This window comes from Pseudomonas sp. GCM10022186 (assembly GCF_042656385.1).
Taxonomy (GTDB): Bacteria; Pseudomonadota; Gammaproteobacteria; order Pseudomonadales; family Pseudomonadaceae; genus Metapseudomonas.
In genome coordinates, this window is the sequence record NZ_JBHSOU010000060.1 from 57,931 (window position 1) to 73,994 (window position 16,064).

12 protein-coding genes and 1 riboswitch are annotated in these 16,064 nt (G+C 70.1%); of the genes, 5 read left to right on the plus strand and 7 right to left on the minus strand.

Annotated elements, in window-relative coordinates:
- Nucleotides 1–78: 78 nt before the first annotated feature.
- The 4 genes from cobJ to cobG form a co-directional block, all read right to left on the minus strand.
- On the minus strand, nt 79–1,728 hold the full coding sequence (cobJ, locus tag ACFPU0_RS19230; protein ID WP_377694861.1) for a precorrin-3B C(17)-methyltransferase: 1,650 nt from the start codon (nt 1,726–1,728) through the stop codon (nt 79–81).
- Nucleotides 1,729–1,818: 90 nt separating this feature from the next.
- Nucleotides 1,819–2,568, minus strand: a complete 750-nt coding sequence (locus ACFPU0_RS19235; protein WP_377694862.1) for a precorrin-2 C(20)-methyltransferase — start codon at nt 2,566–2,568, stop codon at nt 1,819–1,821.
- A complete protein-coding gene (locus ACFPU0_RS19240; RefSeq protein ID WP_377694863.1) occupies nt 2,565–3,191 on the minus strand; it encodes a precorrin-8X methylmutase in 627 nt (208 codons plus the stop codon). The genes ACFPU0_RS19235 and ACFPU0_RS19240 overlap by 4 nt, the downstream gene beginning before the upstream one ends.
- Complete coding sequence (gene cobG, locus ACFPU0_RS19245; protein WP_377694864.1) at nt 3,188–4,504, minus strand: precorrin-3B synthase; 1,317 nt, start codon at nt 4,502–4,504, stop codon at nt 3,188–3,190. The genes ACFPU0_RS19240 and cobG overlap by 4 nt, the downstream gene beginning before the upstream one ends.
- A gap of 87 nt (nt 4,505–4,591) precedes the next feature.
- A riboswitch (cobalamin riboswitch) is annotated at nt 4,592–4,786 on the minus strand.
- 80 nt (nt 4,787–4,866) lie between these two features.
- On the opposite strand from cobG, the gene cbiE reads away from it, so the two are divergent.
- From cbiE to ACFPU0_RS19265, 4 genes are all read left to right on the plus strand, one after another.
- Nucleotides 4,867–6,069, plus strand: a complete 1,203-nt coding sequence (cbiE, locus tag ACFPU0_RS19250) for a precorrin-6y C5,15-methyltransferase (decarboxylating) subunit CbiE (protein WP_377694865.1) — start codon at nt 4,867–4,869, stop codon at nt 6,067–6,069.
- A gap of 132 nt (nt 6,070–6,201) precedes the next feature.
- Nucleotides 6,202–7,299 (plus strand): cobalt-precorrin-5B (C(1))-methyltransferase, encoded by a 1,098-nt coding sequence (locus ACFPU0_RS19255; RefSeq protein WP_377694866.1) that lies wholly within the window; start codon nt 6,202–6,204, stop codon nt 7,297–7,299.
- Complete coding sequence (locus ACFPU0_RS19260) at nt 7,296–8,027, plus strand: cobalt-precorrin-6A reductase (protein ID WP_377694867.1); 732 nt, start codon at nt 7,296–7,298, stop codon at nt 8,025–8,027. The genes ACFPU0_RS19255 and ACFPU0_RS19260 overlap by 4 nt, the downstream gene beginning before the upstream one ends.
- On the plus strand, nt 8,024–8,731 hold the full coding sequence (locus ACFPU0_RS19265) for a (2Fe-2S) ferredoxin domain-containing protein (protein WP_377694868.1): 708 nt from the start codon (nt 8,024–8,026) through the stop codon (nt 8,729–8,731). The genes ACFPU0_RS19260 and ACFPU0_RS19265 overlap by 4 nt, the downstream gene beginning before the upstream one ends.
- A 112-nt stretch (nt 8,732–8,843) precedes the next feature.
- Here ACFPU0_RS19265 and ACFPU0_RS19270 read toward each other — a convergent pair whose 3' ends face one another.
- Complete coding sequence (locus ACFPU0_RS19270; RefSeq protein WP_377695160.1) at nt 8,844–9,518, minus strand: vWA domain-containing protein; 675 nt, start codon at nt 9,516–9,518, stop codon at nt 8,844–8,846.
- On the minus strand, nt 9,500–10,501 hold the full coding sequence (locus tag ACFPU0_RS19275; RefSeq protein ID WP_377694870.1) for an ATP-binding protein: 1,002 nt from the start codon (nt 10,499–10,501) through the stop codon (nt 9,500–9,502). The genes ACFPU0_RS19270 and ACFPU0_RS19275 overlap by 19 nt, the downstream gene beginning before the upstream one ends.
- A gap of 518 nt (nt 10,502–11,019) precedes the next feature.
- Here ACFPU0_RS19275 and ACFPU0_RS19280 point away from each other — a divergent pair.
- A complete protein-coding gene (locus ACFPU0_RS19280; protein ID WP_377694871.1) occupies nt 11,020–12,111 on the plus strand; it encodes a 3-deoxy-7-phosphoheptulonate synthase in 1,092 nt (363 codons plus the stop codon).
- Nucleotides 12,112–12,218: 107 nt separating this feature from the next.
- On the opposite strand, the gene cobN is transcribed toward ACFPU0_RS19280, so the two are convergent.
- The gene (gene cobN / locus ACFPU0_RS19285; RefSeq protein WP_377694872.1) at nt 12,219–15,953 is read right to left on the minus strand and encodes a cobaltochelatase subunit CobN; all 3,735 of its coding nucleotides are present in this window, start codon (nt 15,951–15,953) and stop codon (nt 12,219–12,221) included.
- Nucleotides 15,954–16,064: the final 111 nt, after the last annotated feature.

Genomic DNA, 16,064 nt, shown 5'->3' on the forward strand with positions numbered 1-16,064 from the left:
TACATCCACCAACGGAGCACAGCCGAACCCCGAACGGTGGACCGGTGAAGCGTGGTCCACCCTACGCAGGCACCATCGCTAGCGATACCAGCGCGGGGTGTAGACCCAATCCTCGCCGTTGCCTTTCGGAACCCGGCGGGTCAGGGACGAGCCGATGATCACCAGGGTGCGCATATCCACCTGCTCCGGGGTCAGCTCGCCGAGGCTGGTGAGGCTGAGCTTCTCCGCCGGACGGCCGATGTCGCGGCCCAGTACCACCACCGTGTCCGGATTGCGATGGCGGGCGACGATTTCCAGCGCGCGGCCCAGCTGCCAGGGGCGGGCCCTGGAGATGGGGTTGTAGAAGGCCATGGCCAGGTCCGCGGCGGCGGCGTGATCGAGGCGATCTTCGATCACCTCCCAGGGCTTGAGGTTGTCCGACAGCGACAGCAGGCAGAAGTCATGGCCGAGCGGCGCGCCGGCCTTGGCCGCGGTGGCCAGGGCGGCGGATACGCCGGGGAATACCTGCAGTTCCACCTGCAGCCAGTGCGGATCGCGGGACTCGTCGAGGGCTTCCAGCACGGCGGCGGCCATGGCGAAGACACCGGGGTCGCCGGAGGACACCACCACCACGCGCCGCCCGCTGGCCGCCAGTTCGAAGGCGTGGCGGGCACGCTGCAGCTCTTCGCGGTTGTCGGTGCAGTGCAGTACCTGCTCCGGGCGGAAAGGGCCGGCCATGCGGATATAGGTTTCGTAGCCCAGCAGATCCTCGGCCTCCTCCAGCGCCTGGCGCGTGGCCGGAACCATGAATTCGGCGGCGCCGGGGCCGAGGCCGACCACGGTCAGGCGTCCGCGCGGCTGGCCGAGGCGGGCCGGGTCCAGCGGTGCGTCGGCCAGATAGAGGCGGATGTCTTCGACCTGCCGGTACAAGGGCGGCAGGGCGCCTTGGTCAGTGACGAAGCGCAGTGGCACGCCGAGTTCGGCAGCGGTGGCAGCCAGTTCTACGTCGACCATGCGCTCGCGATCGGTCAGCAGGCAGGCCAGGGACAGTGGCGCCAGGCCAGCGGCGGCGAGGGCCAGGCGCACCGTGTCGGCATCGGCCTGGCCATCGATCCGTGCCACCGTCACGCGGGGATGGATCAGCAGTTCATGTCGCTCGGCCGGACGCGCGTCGGCGGTGATATGGATAACCCGTTGCGCCTCCTCCTCCAACGGCAGGCGGACTGCTTCCAGCCAGGGCGCCTCGCCCTGCACCCGCACCGCCTCGCCGCCCAGCAGGTCGGCAACGAAGCGCTTGCCCTGCTCGATATCGGCCAGGGCGTAGCCGGCCGGCGGGTCCAGCAGACAGGTGCCGAAGCGCAGTTCGCCGCTGGTGGTGATGGCCGGCGCCACCGCAAGCTGGGATGCGATTTCCCGCGCCATGCGGTTCACCCCACCGAGGCCGCCCAGCAGCGGCACCACGGCGCTGCCGTCCTCGGCCAGCGCCAGTACCGGCGGCTCGGCGCCCTTGCTCGCCAGCAGCGGCGCCAGGGTGCGGATGACGATGCCGGCGGCGCACAGGGCGATGATCGGCGTGTCGCTGCGATAGAGCTCGCGCAGGGTCTCGCCGAACTCGGCGTAGCTCTGGTCGGCGCCCTCCACCCGTTGTTCCAGACCGAGGATGCGTGCCTGTGGATAAAGCGCCTGGACGCGCCTGGCGACAGGCAGGCCGGTATTGCCGAGCAGGACGATGGCCGGGGCGTTATGCATGGTCGAGTTCCACAAGTAGGGTGCGCCGTGCGCACCGGGAGTCATTGGTGCGCATGGCGCACCCTACGGGCAGGCATATCCCACGCAGCCTCACCCCCTCCACTTCCGGCCGGGGATGACGATCATCGAGAAGTAGGGCGAGGCCATGGGGGCCACTTCGTCCAGCGGCACGATGCGCTGGTTGGCCATGGTGGCGCGCTCCACGTAGTGGGCGCGGCCGGCGATGCCCAGGTCCTGCAGTACCCGGCGCACCTTGTCGAAGTTGCGCCCCAGCTTCATCACCACGGCGGCTTCGGCGTCCGCCAGGCGGGCCTTCAGTTCCTCCTCCGGCAGCACGCCGGAGAGCACCGACAGGCTCTGGTTGCGGTACACCAGGGGCACGCCGAGCACCGCCGCGCTGCCCAGCATGGAGCAGACGCCGGGTACCACTTCCACCTCGTAGCGCCCGGCCAGGCGGTCGTGCAGGTACATGTAGGAACCGTAGAAGAAGGGGTCGCCCTCGCAGATCACCGCCACGTCGCGGCCGGCGTCCAGGTGGCGGGCCACCTGTTCGGCGGCGGTGTCGTAGAAGTCGCTGATCACGGTTTCGTAGGACAGCGGCGGTTCCAGCTTCTCGGTGGTCACCGGGTAGACCAGGGGCATGCGCTGCTGGGTGTCGGTGAGATGCTGCTCGATGATGCCGAAGGCATTGCCGCCCTGGCCCTGGCTGGCCTTTGCCTTGGCCACGAAGTAGCCCACCACCGGCGCCGACTGCAGCAGGCGCAGGGCTTTCACCGTGATCAGTTCCGGGTCGCCGGGGCCCACGCCCAGGCCGATCAGCCGTCCCTTGCGTTCCATCATTCCACCTCCGTGGCCAGGGCGTTGACCGCCGCGGCCGCCATGGCGCTGCCGCCGCGACGGCCGCGCACTATCACATAGGGCACGCCGCGGCTGTCGGCGGCGAGCATGTCCTTGGATTCCGCCGCGCCGACGAAGCCCACCGGGAAACCGAGGATCAGCGCCGGCTTCGGCGCGCCGGCATCGAGCATCTCCAGCAGGTAGAAGAGCGCGGTGGGGGCGTTGCCGATCACTACCACGCTGCCTTCCAGGTGCTCGCGCCAGTGCTCCAGGGCTGCCGCCGAGCGGGTATTGCCCAACTCGCGGGCCAGCTCGGGCACGCCGGGTTCGTTGAGGGTGCAGATGACCCGGTTGTCCGCCGGCAGCCGGGCGCGGGTGATGCCCTCGGCCACCATGCGCGCATCGCAGAGGATCGGCGCGCCATCGGCGAGGGCGGCGCGGCCGGCGGCACCGGCGCCGGGGGAAAAGCGCAGGTCCGCCACCACATCGACCATGCCGCAGGCGTGGATCACCCGCACCGCGAGCTTTTCCAGGTCGGCGGGAATGCCGGCGAGATCGGCCTCGGCGCGGATGATGGAGAAGGAGTTGCGATAGATCTCCTGACCATCGCGGATGTACTCGATCATGGGGTGGAACTCCAGGTGTCAGGAGAGGCAGCCAGGTGTTCGCCGGCCTCTTGGATGCTGAGGTCGCGCGCCAGCAGCCGGCCGAAGCCGGCGCCACTGCGCTGGTAAAGGTCGTAGCGGCCGGCGCCGCTGGCCAGCAGGGTGAAGGGCTGCACATGGGCGGCGGCGCAGGAGCGCGGGCAGCCGCTGAGGTGCGCCACGGCGGCTGGCGGCAACAGGGGGGCCAGCGTCAGGGCGTCGGCCTTGGTATCGGCCAGGCCCTTGGCGCAGCCCGCGGAGCCGGTGCAGGCGATCAAACGTGCCAGGGGCTCAACGGAGTCGGTAGCCAGGCCCAGGGCCTGCAGGGCGTGCAGCACCGCTTCAGTGTCGCGGACGTTGGGCAGCAGCACGGATTGCCAGGGCGTCAGGCGCAGGCCGCCGTCGCCCAGGGTGTCGGCGAGGTCGGCCAGGGCGAACAGTTGCGCGGCATCCAGCCGGCCCAGGGCGGGCGCGCCGCCTACATGGCGGCCGTCGCAAACGCCCAGGTGGGCAAAGGCCGGCGGGGCAGGGCGGCGCCAGCCGCCGGCCGGCAGCAGCGGAACTTCCAGCCGCTGTTGCAGGCGCAGCAGCAGGTCGCCCGCCGGGTGCCCGGCGAGCAGGTGGCGCATGCGTGTCTGTTCGGGCGTCGCCAGTTCGAGGAAGAGCTCCAGCAGGGCTGCCACCAGCGCCGGCACCTGGCTGCGACGCACCGCGGCCAGGGCCGGTTGGTCGTCCCTGGAGCGTGGCGGGCAGCCGGCCAGGCCGAAGGCGAACAGCGCGTCCTCGCCCCGGCCCATGGCAGCCAGCCAGATATCGTGGGGGTGTTCCAGCATCGCCATGGCTTCGCCGCCGTCCAGCAGCAGGGCGAACTTGGGCGACAGGGCATGGAACTGCGGCTTGCCCTGCAGCAGCTGGAGCAACTGGTCGGCCAGCGGCGAGATATCCACGAGGGCGGCCGGGTCCAGCCCGGCCAGCGGGCTGACCATCAGGTTGCGCACATCGTCGGCGCCGGGGGAGTCCGCGCCCAGGCCGGCGGCCAGCAGCGCGTCGATCAGCGCCCGTTCGGCGCCGGCCTTCACGCCGCGAATCTGCAGGTTGGCGCGATTGGTGGCTTCGATCAGGCCGCCGGCATATTCGCCGGCTGCCGCCGCCACGGCGCGGGCCTGTGCCGCGGCCAGGCGGCCACAGGGCAGCTTGATCCGGCAGATGCCGCCATCCTTCGCCTGGACGATGCGCAGCAGGCCAGGGCAGGCCGAGGGGCGGACGGATAGCGATGTGGGCTGGGCGTGCTTCACTCAGGTCACCAAGGTTGGCGTCGCGGCGACCCGGTTTCCCTGCGGCAGGGACAACGTTGCACCGATACACCCCGCTCGATGCGTACACACGCGACTGGTCCCATCGGCAGGTCTCCTGGCTGGCAGGTCGTCGTCCTCTGCGGCCTTCCCGATTCGCATCAGTGGCCTCGATTGCATGGACTCGCTGCTTACAGTTGCGGGGGCAGCCACGGCTTGTCCGTGTTCCCTTTTCAGCAGGAGCGACTGAGTGCCGCTCCGGCAACCGATGAAGGGCGCTATTATGCCCGCTTTGCCCGGACCTATGAAAAGGCTGCCTGTCGGAAGTCGAACGGCCCTGGCGTTTTCGGAAATGAGGACGGTGGATGCAGCCCTGGCTGACAGTGGTGGGAATAGGCGAAGACGGCTATGCGGGCCTGGGCAAGGCTGCGCGCCATGCGCTGCTGGGCGCCGCCGAAGTGGTGGGTGGCCCGCGCCAGCTCGACCTGCTGCCACGCTGCATCCGTGCCCGCCGCACGCCCTGGCCCAGTCCGTTCTCGCTGGCGCCGGTGCTGGCGAAGCGCGGCACGCCCATCTGCGTGCTGGCCAGCGGCGACCCCATGCTGTTCGGCGTCGGCGCCAGCCTGGCCCGGCAGCTTCCGGTCGAGGAGATGCGCGTGCTGCCGGCGCCGTCTTCCTGTTCCCTGGCCGCCGCACGACTGGGCTGGGCGCTGCAGGAGGTGACCCTGCTCTCGGTGGTGGCCCGGCCCCTGGCCGTGCTCAATGCCCACCTGCACGAAGGCGCCCGCCTGCTGGTGCTGAGCAACGACGGCAGCAGCCCGGCGGCCATCGCTGCACTGCTGGCCGAGCGCGGCTTCGGCCCCAGCCGGCTGACGGTGCTGGAGCACCTGGGCGGCGAGCGGGAGCGGTGCATCGACGGCATCGCCGGCGACTGGTCCCTGCCGGAGGTCGCCGCGCTCAATCTGCTCGCCATCGAGTGCCGGGCCGGCGAAGGTACCCGGCCATTGCCGCTGACCACCGGCCTGCCTGACGACGCCTACCGCCACGACGGCCAACTGACCAAGCGCGACGTGCGCGCCATCACCCTGGCGCGGCTGGCGCCGCGTCCGGGCGAGTTGCTCTGGGATGTGGGCGCCGGCTGCGGCTCCATCGGCATCGAATGGATGCGCGCGCACCCCGGCTGCCGCGCCATCGCCATCGAGGCCAATGAAGGCCGCCAGGGGCATATCCAGCACAATCGCGACGCCCTCGGCGTGCCCGGCCTGCAACTGGTGGCCGGTCAGGCCCCGGCCGCGCTGGAGGGCCTGCCCGCCCCGGATGCCATCTTCATCGGCGGCGGCGTCACCGAGCCCGGCGTGCTGGACAGTTGCTGGAGCCAGCTCAAGCCTGGCGGGCGGTTGGTGGCCAATGCCGTGACCCTGCAGAGCGAGGCGACCCTGGTGGCCTTCCGCGAGCAGCACGGCGGCGAGCTCACCCGTATCGCCATTGCCCAGGCCCAGCCGCTGGGCGGCTTCGACACCTGGCGCTCGGCGCTGCCGATTACCCTGCTGGAAGTGGTGAAGCCATGACTTCGGCGCTGCTTTTCTCCCCTCTCCCGTCAGGGAGAGGGGCCGGGGGAGAGGGTTCGCAGCCAGCCTCCGTGCTAGGTTCACCCCCTCTCCCCCAAGGGGGCGAGGGGACTTGTCCGAGCGCTCCTTGCCATGCGTGACGAAACCCCCGAACAGCCCGCGCCGCTGCGCAGCGGCTACACCACCGGCAGCTGCGCCACCGCCACCAGCCTGGCGGCGGCGCGCCTGCTGCTGGGCGGCGAATCGGTGGACGCGGTGGAGATCGGCCTGCCCAAGGGCCAGCAGGTGCTGATGCGCCTGGAGTTCTGCCGGCTGATCGAGGGTGGCGCCGAGGCCGGCACCCTGAAGGACGCCGGCGACGACCCGGACGTGACCCACGGCGCGCTGATCTACGCCCGGGTGAGCCTGGCCGCCGAACCCGGCGTGCGCTTCCACGCCGGCCCCGGCGTTGGCACGGTCACCAAACCGGGACTGACCCTGGCGGTTGGCGAGCCGGCGATCAACCCGGTGCCCCGGCAGATGATGACCGGACACCTGGCCCGGCTCGCCGCCGAGCGCGGCTATGCCGGTGGTTTCGAGGTAACCATCTGCGTGCAGGGCGGCGAGGAGCTGGCGCTGAAGACCATGAATCCGCGCCTGGGCATCCTTGGCGGGCTGTCCATCCTCGGCACCACCGGCATAGTCCGGCCCTTCTCCTGCTCGGCCTACATCGCCTCCATCCAGCAGGGCATCGATGTGGCGCGCGCCAACGGCTTCACCCACCTGGCGGCGTGCACCGGCAATGCCAGCGAAGACGCCATGCGTCGGCGCTACCGGATGGACGACACTGCCCTGATCGAGATGGGCGACTTCGTCGGCGCCGCGCTCAAGCACCTGCGCAAGGCCCCTGTGGAAAAGTTCAGCCTGTGCGGCGGCTTCGGCAAGATCAGCAAGCTCGCCGCCGGCCATATGGACCTGCACAGCCGCAGTTCCAGCATCGACCTGCCGCTGCTGGCGCAATGGGCCGCCGAACTGGGCGCCAGTGCCGAACTGCAGCAGGCCATGCGTGAGGCCAATACCAGCCAGCAGGCGCTGGCCCTGGCGAGCGGGGCCGGCGTCCGCCTGGGCGACACGGTCTGCGCCCACGCCCTGGCCTTCGCCCGCAAGATAGTGCCGGCACAGGTGGCGCTGGAGGTCTTCGCCATCGACCGCCAGGGCAACATAGTCGGCGAGGCGCTGGAACAAGCATGAAACGCATCCTCCTGCTGGGCGGCGTCAGCGAGGCCCTGGCCATCGCCCGGCGCCTCGGCCCGGAGCATGTCTACAGCCTCGCCGGGCTCGGCAAGGTGCCGGACGACCTGGCCTGCCAGGTGCGCGTGGGCGGTTACGGCGGAGCAGGTGGCCTGGCCCGCTTCATCGAGGACGAGGGTATCGAGCTGCTGCTCGATGCCACCCATCCCTATGCCGCGCAGATCAGTCGCAACGCGGTGGCTGCCGCCGAGCTTGCCGGCATTCCGTGCTGGGCCCTGCGTCGTCGCGGCTGGCAGGCGGGGCCCGGAGATGACTGGCGCGACGTCACCGGCTGGGCCGAACTGATCGATGCCCTGAAGCCCTTTCGCCGCCCCTTCTTCACCCTTGGCCGCGAGCCCCTGGAACACCTGCACGAGATTCCGCCGCAGCAACACTGGACGGTGCGCTGTCTGCAGGGCCAGCCAGGGGGGGAGCGCTTCGAAGTGCTGGGCGCACGCGGCCCCTTCAGCCTGGAGGGTGAGCGCGAGCTGTTCGCCCGCCTGCGCAGCGACGTGCTGATCAGCAAGAACAGCGGCAGCCAGTCCACCGAACCCAAGCTGCAGGTGGCCCGTGAACTCGGGTTGCCGGTGGTGATCCTCAAGCGCCCAGAGCTGCCCTCCGTAGCGCGCGAATTCGATTCAGTCGAGGGCCTCTGGCAGGCCCTCGCGACCCACCTGGAAAATCCATGAGCGCATCACCCTACGTCCGTGTGCTGTTCGCCGGGCCGGACCTCACCGAAGGCTCCTTTGCAGAACTCTTCCGCCACCAGCTGACCGCCCTGCGCGGCGCGGCGGCCCTGGCCGATATCGTCGATACCAGCGCCGGCTACGACAGTCTCTGGCGCGAGGTGGCGGCCAGTCCGCGCCCCTTGCTGGTGATCGACCTGGAGCCGCAATCCAGCAGCCAGCACCTCGATTGGTTACGCAGCGAGCTGGGCAAGCTTGAGTCGCCCGAGCAGCTCTTCGCCGCCAGCCTGCTGGGTCAGTACGACGCCGGCCCGGCCGGCGCCGCCTGTGCGCTGGTGGAACGCCGCGAACTGCATCTGGCGTGTGTCGATGTGCCGGAATTGCCGGAGCACCATTCGTGGTCCTGCATCCCACCCCACGCGCGCCGCCTGCTGCTGTGCAACGGCCCGCGCTGCACCCGCCGTGGCGCCTTGCCGCTGTGGAAGAAACTGCGGGAAACCCTTAAGGCCGCCGGCAAGCTGGAGTGCGAAGGCGGCGTGCACATCACCCGCACCCAGTGCCAGTTCCCCTGCGATGAGGGGCCCACCGCCAGCCTCTACCCGGAAGGCGAGTGGTACCGCATCCGCGACGAGGAAGAGGTGCTGCGCTGGGTTCAGGAGCGGATCGTGGAAGGGCGGCAGGTGCCGGAGATGTTGATCCGGGCGTAGCACGGGCGAGCTCAGCGATACCCATGAGGTCTTTCAGATGGGTATCGCGGAACTCAACCCATCCTACGCAGCGGCCTCGTAGGATGGGTAGAGCGGAGCGAAACCCATCGCATCACAGCGCGGAGATGACCCGGTACTCCGCCCCCAATTCCTCGGCCAGCTTCCTCGCCCGTCCCAGGCGAATCGGCCCCCCTTCGATATCTACCAATAGTGCCGGGCAGCCCAGCGACTCCAATGCCGGCCAGTCCTTCAAACGCCCATCGGTAAGGATCAGCATCCGCTGCGTCTCGGCGGGTTTCTGCCGTTGCCGGCGCGCCAGCCAGAAGGCCGATTGCTGCAGCGCTTCGATCAATGGCGTGCCGCCGCCGGCGCCGAGTTCGGCGAGCCAGTGGTGCAGGGCGGGGGAGGCCTTGCTGCCCTGCCAGAGCCACTTGGGCCGCTGCCCGGTGGCGTGCAGCACCGCCAGGCGCGCGCGCTGGCGGTAGGCGGCCTCGAACAGGCCGGCCAGTAGCCCCTTGGCCTGGCTCAGGGCGCCGTGGCGGCGGGTGGAGGCGGAGGCGTCGACTACGACCAGCCAGAGTTCGTCCGGACGCTGGCTGCGCGGTGCGCGGATAAGGTCGGCGGCCTTGCGCGGGCGGCCGCGCAGCAGGGTGGGCAGCCAGGCGATGGCGCCGTCGGCCCCGGCGCGGCGTGCGCCGCTGCGGCCGTTGCCGAGTGTGCCGGGTCTGGGCCGGGCACCCGCCCCTGTGACCGTGCGCGGGCGGATGCTCAGGGCTTTTTTGGCCAGCGTGGCAGGTCGCGCGGCGCGCCCATGGGGACCGCTTGGGCAGGCAGTTCGCCCCACTGGCCTTCGCCGCCGGAGGCTGGCGCCTGTTGGCTGGCTGGCGGCCTTTGCGGCGGCTGTGCGGCGGGCGGCGGTGCGTGCAGGCGACGGTGGGCCAGGGCGAAGTGTTCGACGGCGTCGATGTCCGCCGCCTCGATCCGCCCGGTACCGCGCCAGGCGGCGTGGGCGCGGGCGGCGCGCAGCCAGACCAGGTCGGCGCGCAGGCCGTCGACGCCGGCGGCGAAGCAGCGGCGGGCGATTTCATCCAGGGCACTGTCGTCCAGCGGGATACCGGCGAGGCGATCGCGAGCGGCCTGGCAGCGCTCGGCCAGGGCCTGCTGTTCGCCGCTCCATTGCTCGATGAAGCCCTGCGGGTCGGCGTCGAAGGCCAGGCGGCGGCGGACGATCTCGGCGCGCTCGGCCGGTTGCGGCTGGCCGTCCTGCAGCACCTTGAGGCCGAAGCGGTCCAGCAACTGCGGACGCAGTTCGCCTTCCTCGGGGTTCATGGTGCCGATCAGCACGAAGCGTGCCGGGTGGCGGTGGGAGATGCCGTCGCGCTCCACCAGGTTGATGCCGCTGGCGGCCACGTCCAGCAGCAGGTCCACCAGGTGGTCGGGGAGCAGGTTCACCTCATCCACATAGAGCACTCCGCCATGGGCCTTGGCCAGCACACCGGGGGAGAAGCGCGCGCGACCTTCGCCCAGCGCCGCGTCCAGGTCCAGGGTGCCGACGATGCGCTCCTCGCTGGCGCCCAGCGGCAGGGTGACGAAGATGGCGCCTTCCAGCAGGTCGGCGATGCCACGGGCCAGGGTGGACTTGGCCATGCCGCGCGGGCCTTCGATCAGCACGCCGCCTATGGCGGGGTCGATGGCGGCGAGCTGGAGCGCCAGCTTCAGCTCGTCGGCGCCGACGACCGCGGCCAGGGGAAAGTGGGGAAGGTCGGACATGGCAGGTTCCTACGGACGGGTGTCGCGCATGGTAGCGAAAGGCGGGGGTACCCGATAGAAATCAGTGATTGAACGGCGCGCGGCGATGAAGTAGGTTAGCCAGCATTCGCTTTGGAGATCGTCATGCCGCACCTCGCTTCCACTTCGCTCATCGCTGCCCCGGCCAAGGCCTCGGCGCGTGTGCGTGTGGCCGCTGCGGCCAGCTATTTCTACGGGTATTGGTTTAGCCACGGGCTGACCTGATACCCATCAGGCGGCCCACTCCAGCAGGGTCGCCGCCAAAGCTCCACGAAACCCCCGGTCGGCAACCCGACCGGGGGTTTTTGTTTTCAGGGTCCAAAAGACCGAACCGACGTTACCGAGGATCGCACCATGATCAGCTATCGCACCTACCAGGCCTATTACCGCAGTTCCGACTGGCGATTTAGCCGCTTTGCCAACGCCCTGATCCCCTTGCAACGAACACCCAGATAGAGCGCCGCGCGCGGATCGAGCCGCGCCGGCCGAGGACGCCAGTCATGAATTCGCACCAATCCGTTCTGCCTACCGCTGCCCAGTCCCTGCACGCCGTTGCCCTGGACGCGGCCATCCCGTCTTCCCGCAGCACCCGGCCGCTGCCCACCCCTGCCGAACTGCGCCAGCGCCTGCCGCTGTCCCATGAGCTCGCCCGCCAGATCCGCGCCCAGCGCGAGGCCGTGCGCGCGGTGCTGGATGGCGAGGATTCGCGTCTGCTGGTGGTGGTCGGCCCCTGTTCCATCCACGATCCCGATTCCGCCCTCGACTACGCCCGGCGTCTCGCCGCACTGGCCCCCGAAGTGAGCGACCAGCTGCTGCTGGTGATGCGCGCCTACGTCGAGAAGCCGCGCACCACCGTGGGCTGGAAGGGCCTGGTCTACGATCCGCACCTGGATGGCAGCGGCGATATGGCAGCAGGCCTGGCGCTGAGCCGCCGGCTGATGCTGGAGATCGCCGAACTCGGCCTGCCGGTCGCCACCGAGTTGCTGCAGCCGCTGGTGGCCGGCTACCTGGACGACCTGCTGAGCTGGGCCGCCATCGGCGCGCGTACCAGCGAATCGCAGATCCACCGCGAGATGGTCAGCGGCCTGGACCTGCCGGTGGGCTTCAAGAACGGCACCGACGGCAGCCTCGGCATCGCCACCGACGCCATGCGCTCGGCGGCCCATGGGCACCAGCATTTCGGCATCGATGCGCTGGGCCGTCCGGCGCTGGTGCAGACGGCCGGCAACGCCGATACCCACCTGGTGCTGCGCGGTGGCCACAAGGGCCCGAACCATGACGCGGCCAGCGTGCAGGCGGCTCGTGATGGGCTGGCGAAGCTCGGTGTCCTGCCGCGCATCCTGGTCGACTGCAGCCACGCCAACAGCGGCAAGGACCCGCTGCGCCAGCCGGCGGTACTGGAGGATGTGATCAGCCAGCGCCTGGCCGGCCAGGACGCGCTGCGCGGGGTGATGCTCGAGAGCCATCTGTTCGATGGTGCCCAGCCGCTGTCCTGCGACCTGCGCTATGGGGTGTCCATCACCGATGGTTGCCTGGGCTGGGAAGGCACCGAGCGTATCCTGCGGGAGGCGGCGGAGCGGTTGCGCGGGTGAGGCTCGTTCGGTCTTTGTAGGGGCGATTTCAATCGCCTAGCGGACCGCAGGTCCGCCCTGAGGGAGCGAGAGGGCAACTTCGTTGCCCCTGGCGAATGAATTCGCCCCTACAGCTCCTCACTATCCAGCAACAGGTTCTCGATCGCCTCGCGGTACTCCCCCGGGTTTTCCCACAACCCGCGCTGCTGCGCCTCCACCAGCCGCTCGGCGATGTCGCGCAGGGCCTCGGGGTTGTGCTGGCGGATGAATTCGCGGGTGTCCTTGTCCAGCAGGTAGGCATCGGCCAGCAGCCGGTACTGGTGGTCATCCACCAGTTCGCTGGTGGCGTCGAAGGCGAACAGGTAGTCCACCGTCGCCGCCAGTTCGAAGGCGCCCTTGTAGCCATGGCGCTTCATGCCGGCGATCCACTTGGGGTTGGCCGCCCGGGCGCGCACCACGCGGGCCAGTTCTTCCTTGAGGCTGCGGATGCGCGGCAGGTCGGGCTGGCTGTGGTCGCCGTGGTAGCTGGCGACCTTTTCCCCGCGCAGGGTCTCGGCGGCGGCGAGCATGCCGCCCTGGAACTGGTAATAGTCGTTGGAGTCGAGGATGTCGTGCTCGCGGTTGTCCTGGTTCTGCAGCACCGCCTGCAGGCGCGACAGACGCTGGGCGAAGCGCTCCCGCGCGGGGGTGCCGGCGTCCCGGGCACCATAGGCGTAGCCGCCCCAGTTGAGGTAGACCTCGGCCAGTTCGGCGCGGTCCTGCCACTGGCGTTCCTCGATCGCCCCCTGCACGCCGGCGCCGTAGGCACCGGGCTGGGCGCCGAAGATGCGCCAGCCGGCCTGCAGTCGCGCGTCTTCGGCGGCCAGGCCTTCGGCGGCGAGGCGTGCGCTTTCCTGTTTCACCCGTGCGGCCAGGGGGTTCTGGTCCTCGGGCTCATCCAGTTCGGCTACCGCTTGCACCGCTGCGTCGAACAGGCGGATCAGGTTGGCGAACGCATCGCGGAAGAAGCCGGAGACCCGCAGGGTCACGTCCACCCGCGGGCGGTCGAGCAGGGACAGCGGCAGGATCTCGAAATCCTCCACCCGCTGGCTGCCGGCCTGCCACACCGGGCGTACGCCCATCAGCGCCAGGGCCTGGGCGATGTCGTCGCCGCCGGTGCGCATGGTGGCGGTGCCCCAGACGGAGAGGCCGAGCTGGCGCAGGTGGTCGCCGTGGTCCTGCAGGTGGCGCTCCAGCAGCAGGCTGGCGGACTGGAAGCCGAGGCGCCAGGCGGTGGGCGTGGGCAGGTTGCGCACGTCCAGGGTGAAGAAGTTGCGCCCGGTGGGCAGCACATCCAGGCGGCCGCGACTGGGTGCGCCGCTGGGGCCGGGCGGGACGAAGCGGCCTTCGAGGGCCGACAGCACGCCACCGGTTTCGGAATCGCCGCAGGCGTCCAGGGTGGGCGCGATCGTGGTGCGCAGAGTGTGGATAACCGCATCGCTGGCCGGGCCGATGGATTCGATAGCCGTTGACTGGATCAAGCGCAATGCCAGCAGTTCCAGGCGCTCGCGGGTATCGCCATTGCTGCGCCAGGGGTCAGCGCTGACGGCCTCCAGCACAGTCGGGCGCGGGCCTTCCCAGGGCTCGGCCCAGTTCAGGTCCAGAGGATCGCTGCCCAGCGCCAGGTCGGCGGCCAGGGCGCGCAGCAGGCTGGCATTGGCGCCCCTGCCATCACCCCGGGGGATGCGCACCAGGGACAGCAGGGTGTCGTCGCGCAGGCGCCCGGTGGGGGATTCGCCGAACACATGCAGGCCGTCGCGGATCTGCGATTCCTTGAGGTCGCAGAGGTAGGCGTCCAGCTGCGGCAGCCAGCTTTCCGGATCATCGCTGATGACCAGGTTCAGCTCGCGGTCCAGCGCGGTGGCCTTCACCAGTTCGAGGATTTCCCCGCGCAGCTGCACGGCGCGGCGCGGGTCCAGCAGGGAGGCGTCGTAGTACTCGTCGGCCAGGCGTTCGAGGTCGCGCAGGGGGCCGTAGTTCTCGGCGCGGGTCAGCGGCGGCATCAGGTGGTCGATGATCACCGCCTGGGCGCGGCGCTTGGCCTGGGCGCCTTCGCCGGGGTCGTTGACGATGAAGGGGTAGATGTTCGGCAGCGGGCCCATCACCGCGTCCGGCCAGCATTCGGCGGACAGGCCGACGCCCTTGCCAGGCAGCCATTCGAGGTTGCCGTGCTTGCCGACGTGGATCACTGCATCGGCGGCGAAGACTTCCCGCAGCCAGAAGTAGAAGGCGAGGTAGCCGTGGGGCGGTACCAGGTCGGCGTCGTGGTAGATGGCCGCCGGGTCCAACTGGTAGCCACGGGCCGGCTGGATGCCGACGAAGGCCAGGCCCAAGCGCAGTCCGGCCACCATCATGCGGCCCGAGCGGAACATCGGGTCCTGCTGCGGTTCGCCCCAGCGTTCGCGCACGGCGCGCTGGTTGGCTTCCGGCAGGCGGGCGAAGCAGGCGAGGTAATCGTTCAGGGCCAGGCTCTGGGCGCAAGGGCGCAGGTCCAGGCTGTCGAGGTCATTGCTGATGCCGCCCAGCAGGCTGTGGATAAGCGCGGTTCCGCTGTCCGGCAGGCCCGCCACCGGGTAACCCTCGGCTTCCAGGGCACGCAGGATGTTCAGCGCCGCTGCCGGGGTGTCCAGGCCCACGCCATTGCCGATGCGACCGTCTCGCGTGGGGTAGTTGGCCAGCACCAGGGCCACGCGCTTGTCGGCATTGCTCTTGCGCGCCAGGTCGCACCAGCGCCGCGCCAGTTCGGCGACGAAATCCATGCGCTCGAGATGGGGCAGGTAGCAGACCACATCGCTCTGGCTGCGCTCGCTGCGCCAGGCCAGGCCCTTGAAGCTGATGGGACGGGTGATGATGCGGCCGTCCAGCTCCGGCAGGGCGATGTGCATGGCCAGGTCGCGCGGACCCAGGCCCTGGAGGTTGTCGCGCCAGAGCGGCTCGTTGTCCAGCGAGCAGATCGCCTGGAGCACCGGGATGTCGCGGCGGAAGGGCCGCAGACTGGGCGCTTCCGGGTTGGACTGGGCGAAGCCGGTGGTGTTGAGGATCAGCGCGGCGCCGGCTTCGTCCAGCCAGTTTTCCACAGCCGCCAGGCACTGGTTTTCCTTGAGGCTCGCCACGGCGATGGGCAGGGGATTCAGGCCCCGGGCGGCCAGGCGTTCGCAGAAGGTGTCGATGAAGGCGGTGTTCGCTGCCTGCAGATGGGTGCGGTAGAAGAGCAGGGCGGCCACCGGCTGGCCGGGTTGCCAGTCCGCTTGCCAGTCTTCCAGCCGCGCCTGGCGCAGCCCTGGGTGGTAGAGGGCTACGCGGGGCAGGGCCTGGGGGGCGTTCCAGCGGTAGTCGCGATCCAGCCATCGATCGGCCAGGCAATTGAAGAACTGCCGGGCGTTGTCCAGGCCGCCCTGGCGCAGGTACTGCCAGAGGCGCTCGGCATCTTCGGCCGGCACATTGCACAGGGCCGCCAGTTCCGGGTCGGGGCGGTCATCGCCGGGCACCAGGATCAGCTTCGCCCCGCGCTCGGCCAGGGCCACCAGTTGCTCGATGCCGTAGCGCCAGTAGCCCACGCCGCCATGCACGGAAATGAGGATGACCTTGGCGTGCTGCAGCACCTCGTCGACGTAGAGGTCCACCGAGGCGTGGTTCTGCAGCTGCATGGGGTTGGCCAGGCGCAGGCTCGGGTAGTCGTCCGGCAGCTCGCGGGCGGCCTCGGCCAGCAGCGCCAGGTGCGAATCGCCGCTGCAGAGGATCACCAGCTCGGCGGGCGTCTGGGCCAGGTGGGCGATACCGTCGTCGGGGACGAAGCCGCCGGGTTGGGTGCGTAACAGGTGCATGGCTGGCCTATCTCACTTTGGGCCGCACCCTCTCCCCAGCCCTCTCCCTGAAGGGAGAGGGAGCCGGTTCGGAGTGCGCCGGTGCAGAGCAGTGTCGGCGGAGCGCCTTGC

Coding starts and splice junctions, on each gene's coding strand:
- cobJ (WP_377694861.1), bottom strand. CDS start 1,728: ATGCATAACGCCCCGGCCATCGTCCTGCTCGGCAATACCGGCCTGCCT.
- ACFPU0_RS19235 (WP_377694862.1), bottom strand. CDS start 2,568: ATGATGGAACGCAAGGGACGGCTGATCGGCCTGGGCGTGGGCCCCGGC.
- ACFPU0_RS19240 (WP_377694863.1), bottom strand. CDS start 3,191: ATGATCGAGTACATCCGCGATGGTCAGGAGATCTATCGCAACTCCTTC.
- cbiE (WP_377694865.1), top strand. CDS start 4,867: ATGCAGCCCTGGCTGACAGTGGTGGGAATAGGCGAAGACGGCTATGCG.
- ACFPU0_RS19255 (WP_377694866.1), top strand. CDS start 6,202: ATGCGTGACGAAACCCCCGAACAGCCCGCGCCGCTGCGCAGCGGCTAC.
- ACFPU0_RS19260 (WP_377694867.1), top strand. CDS start 7,296: ATGAAACGCATCCTCCTGCTGGGCGGCGTCAGCGAGGCCCTGGCCATC.
- ACFPU0_RS19265 (WP_377694868.1), top strand. CDS start 8,024: ATGAGCGCATCACCCTACGTCCGTGTGCTGTTCGCCGGGCCGGACCTC.
- ACFPU0_RS19275 (WP_377694870.1), bottom strand. CDS start 10,501: ATGTCCGACCTTCCCCACTTTCCCCTGGCCGCGGTCGTCGGCGCCGAC.
- ACFPU0_RS19280 (WP_377694871.1), top strand. CDS start 11,020: ATGAATTCGCACCAATCCGTTCTGCCTACCGCTGCCCAGTCCCTGCAC.
- cobN (WP_377694872.1), bottom strand. CDS start 15,953: ATGCACCTGTTACGCACCCAACCCGGCGGCTTCGTCCCCGACGACGGT.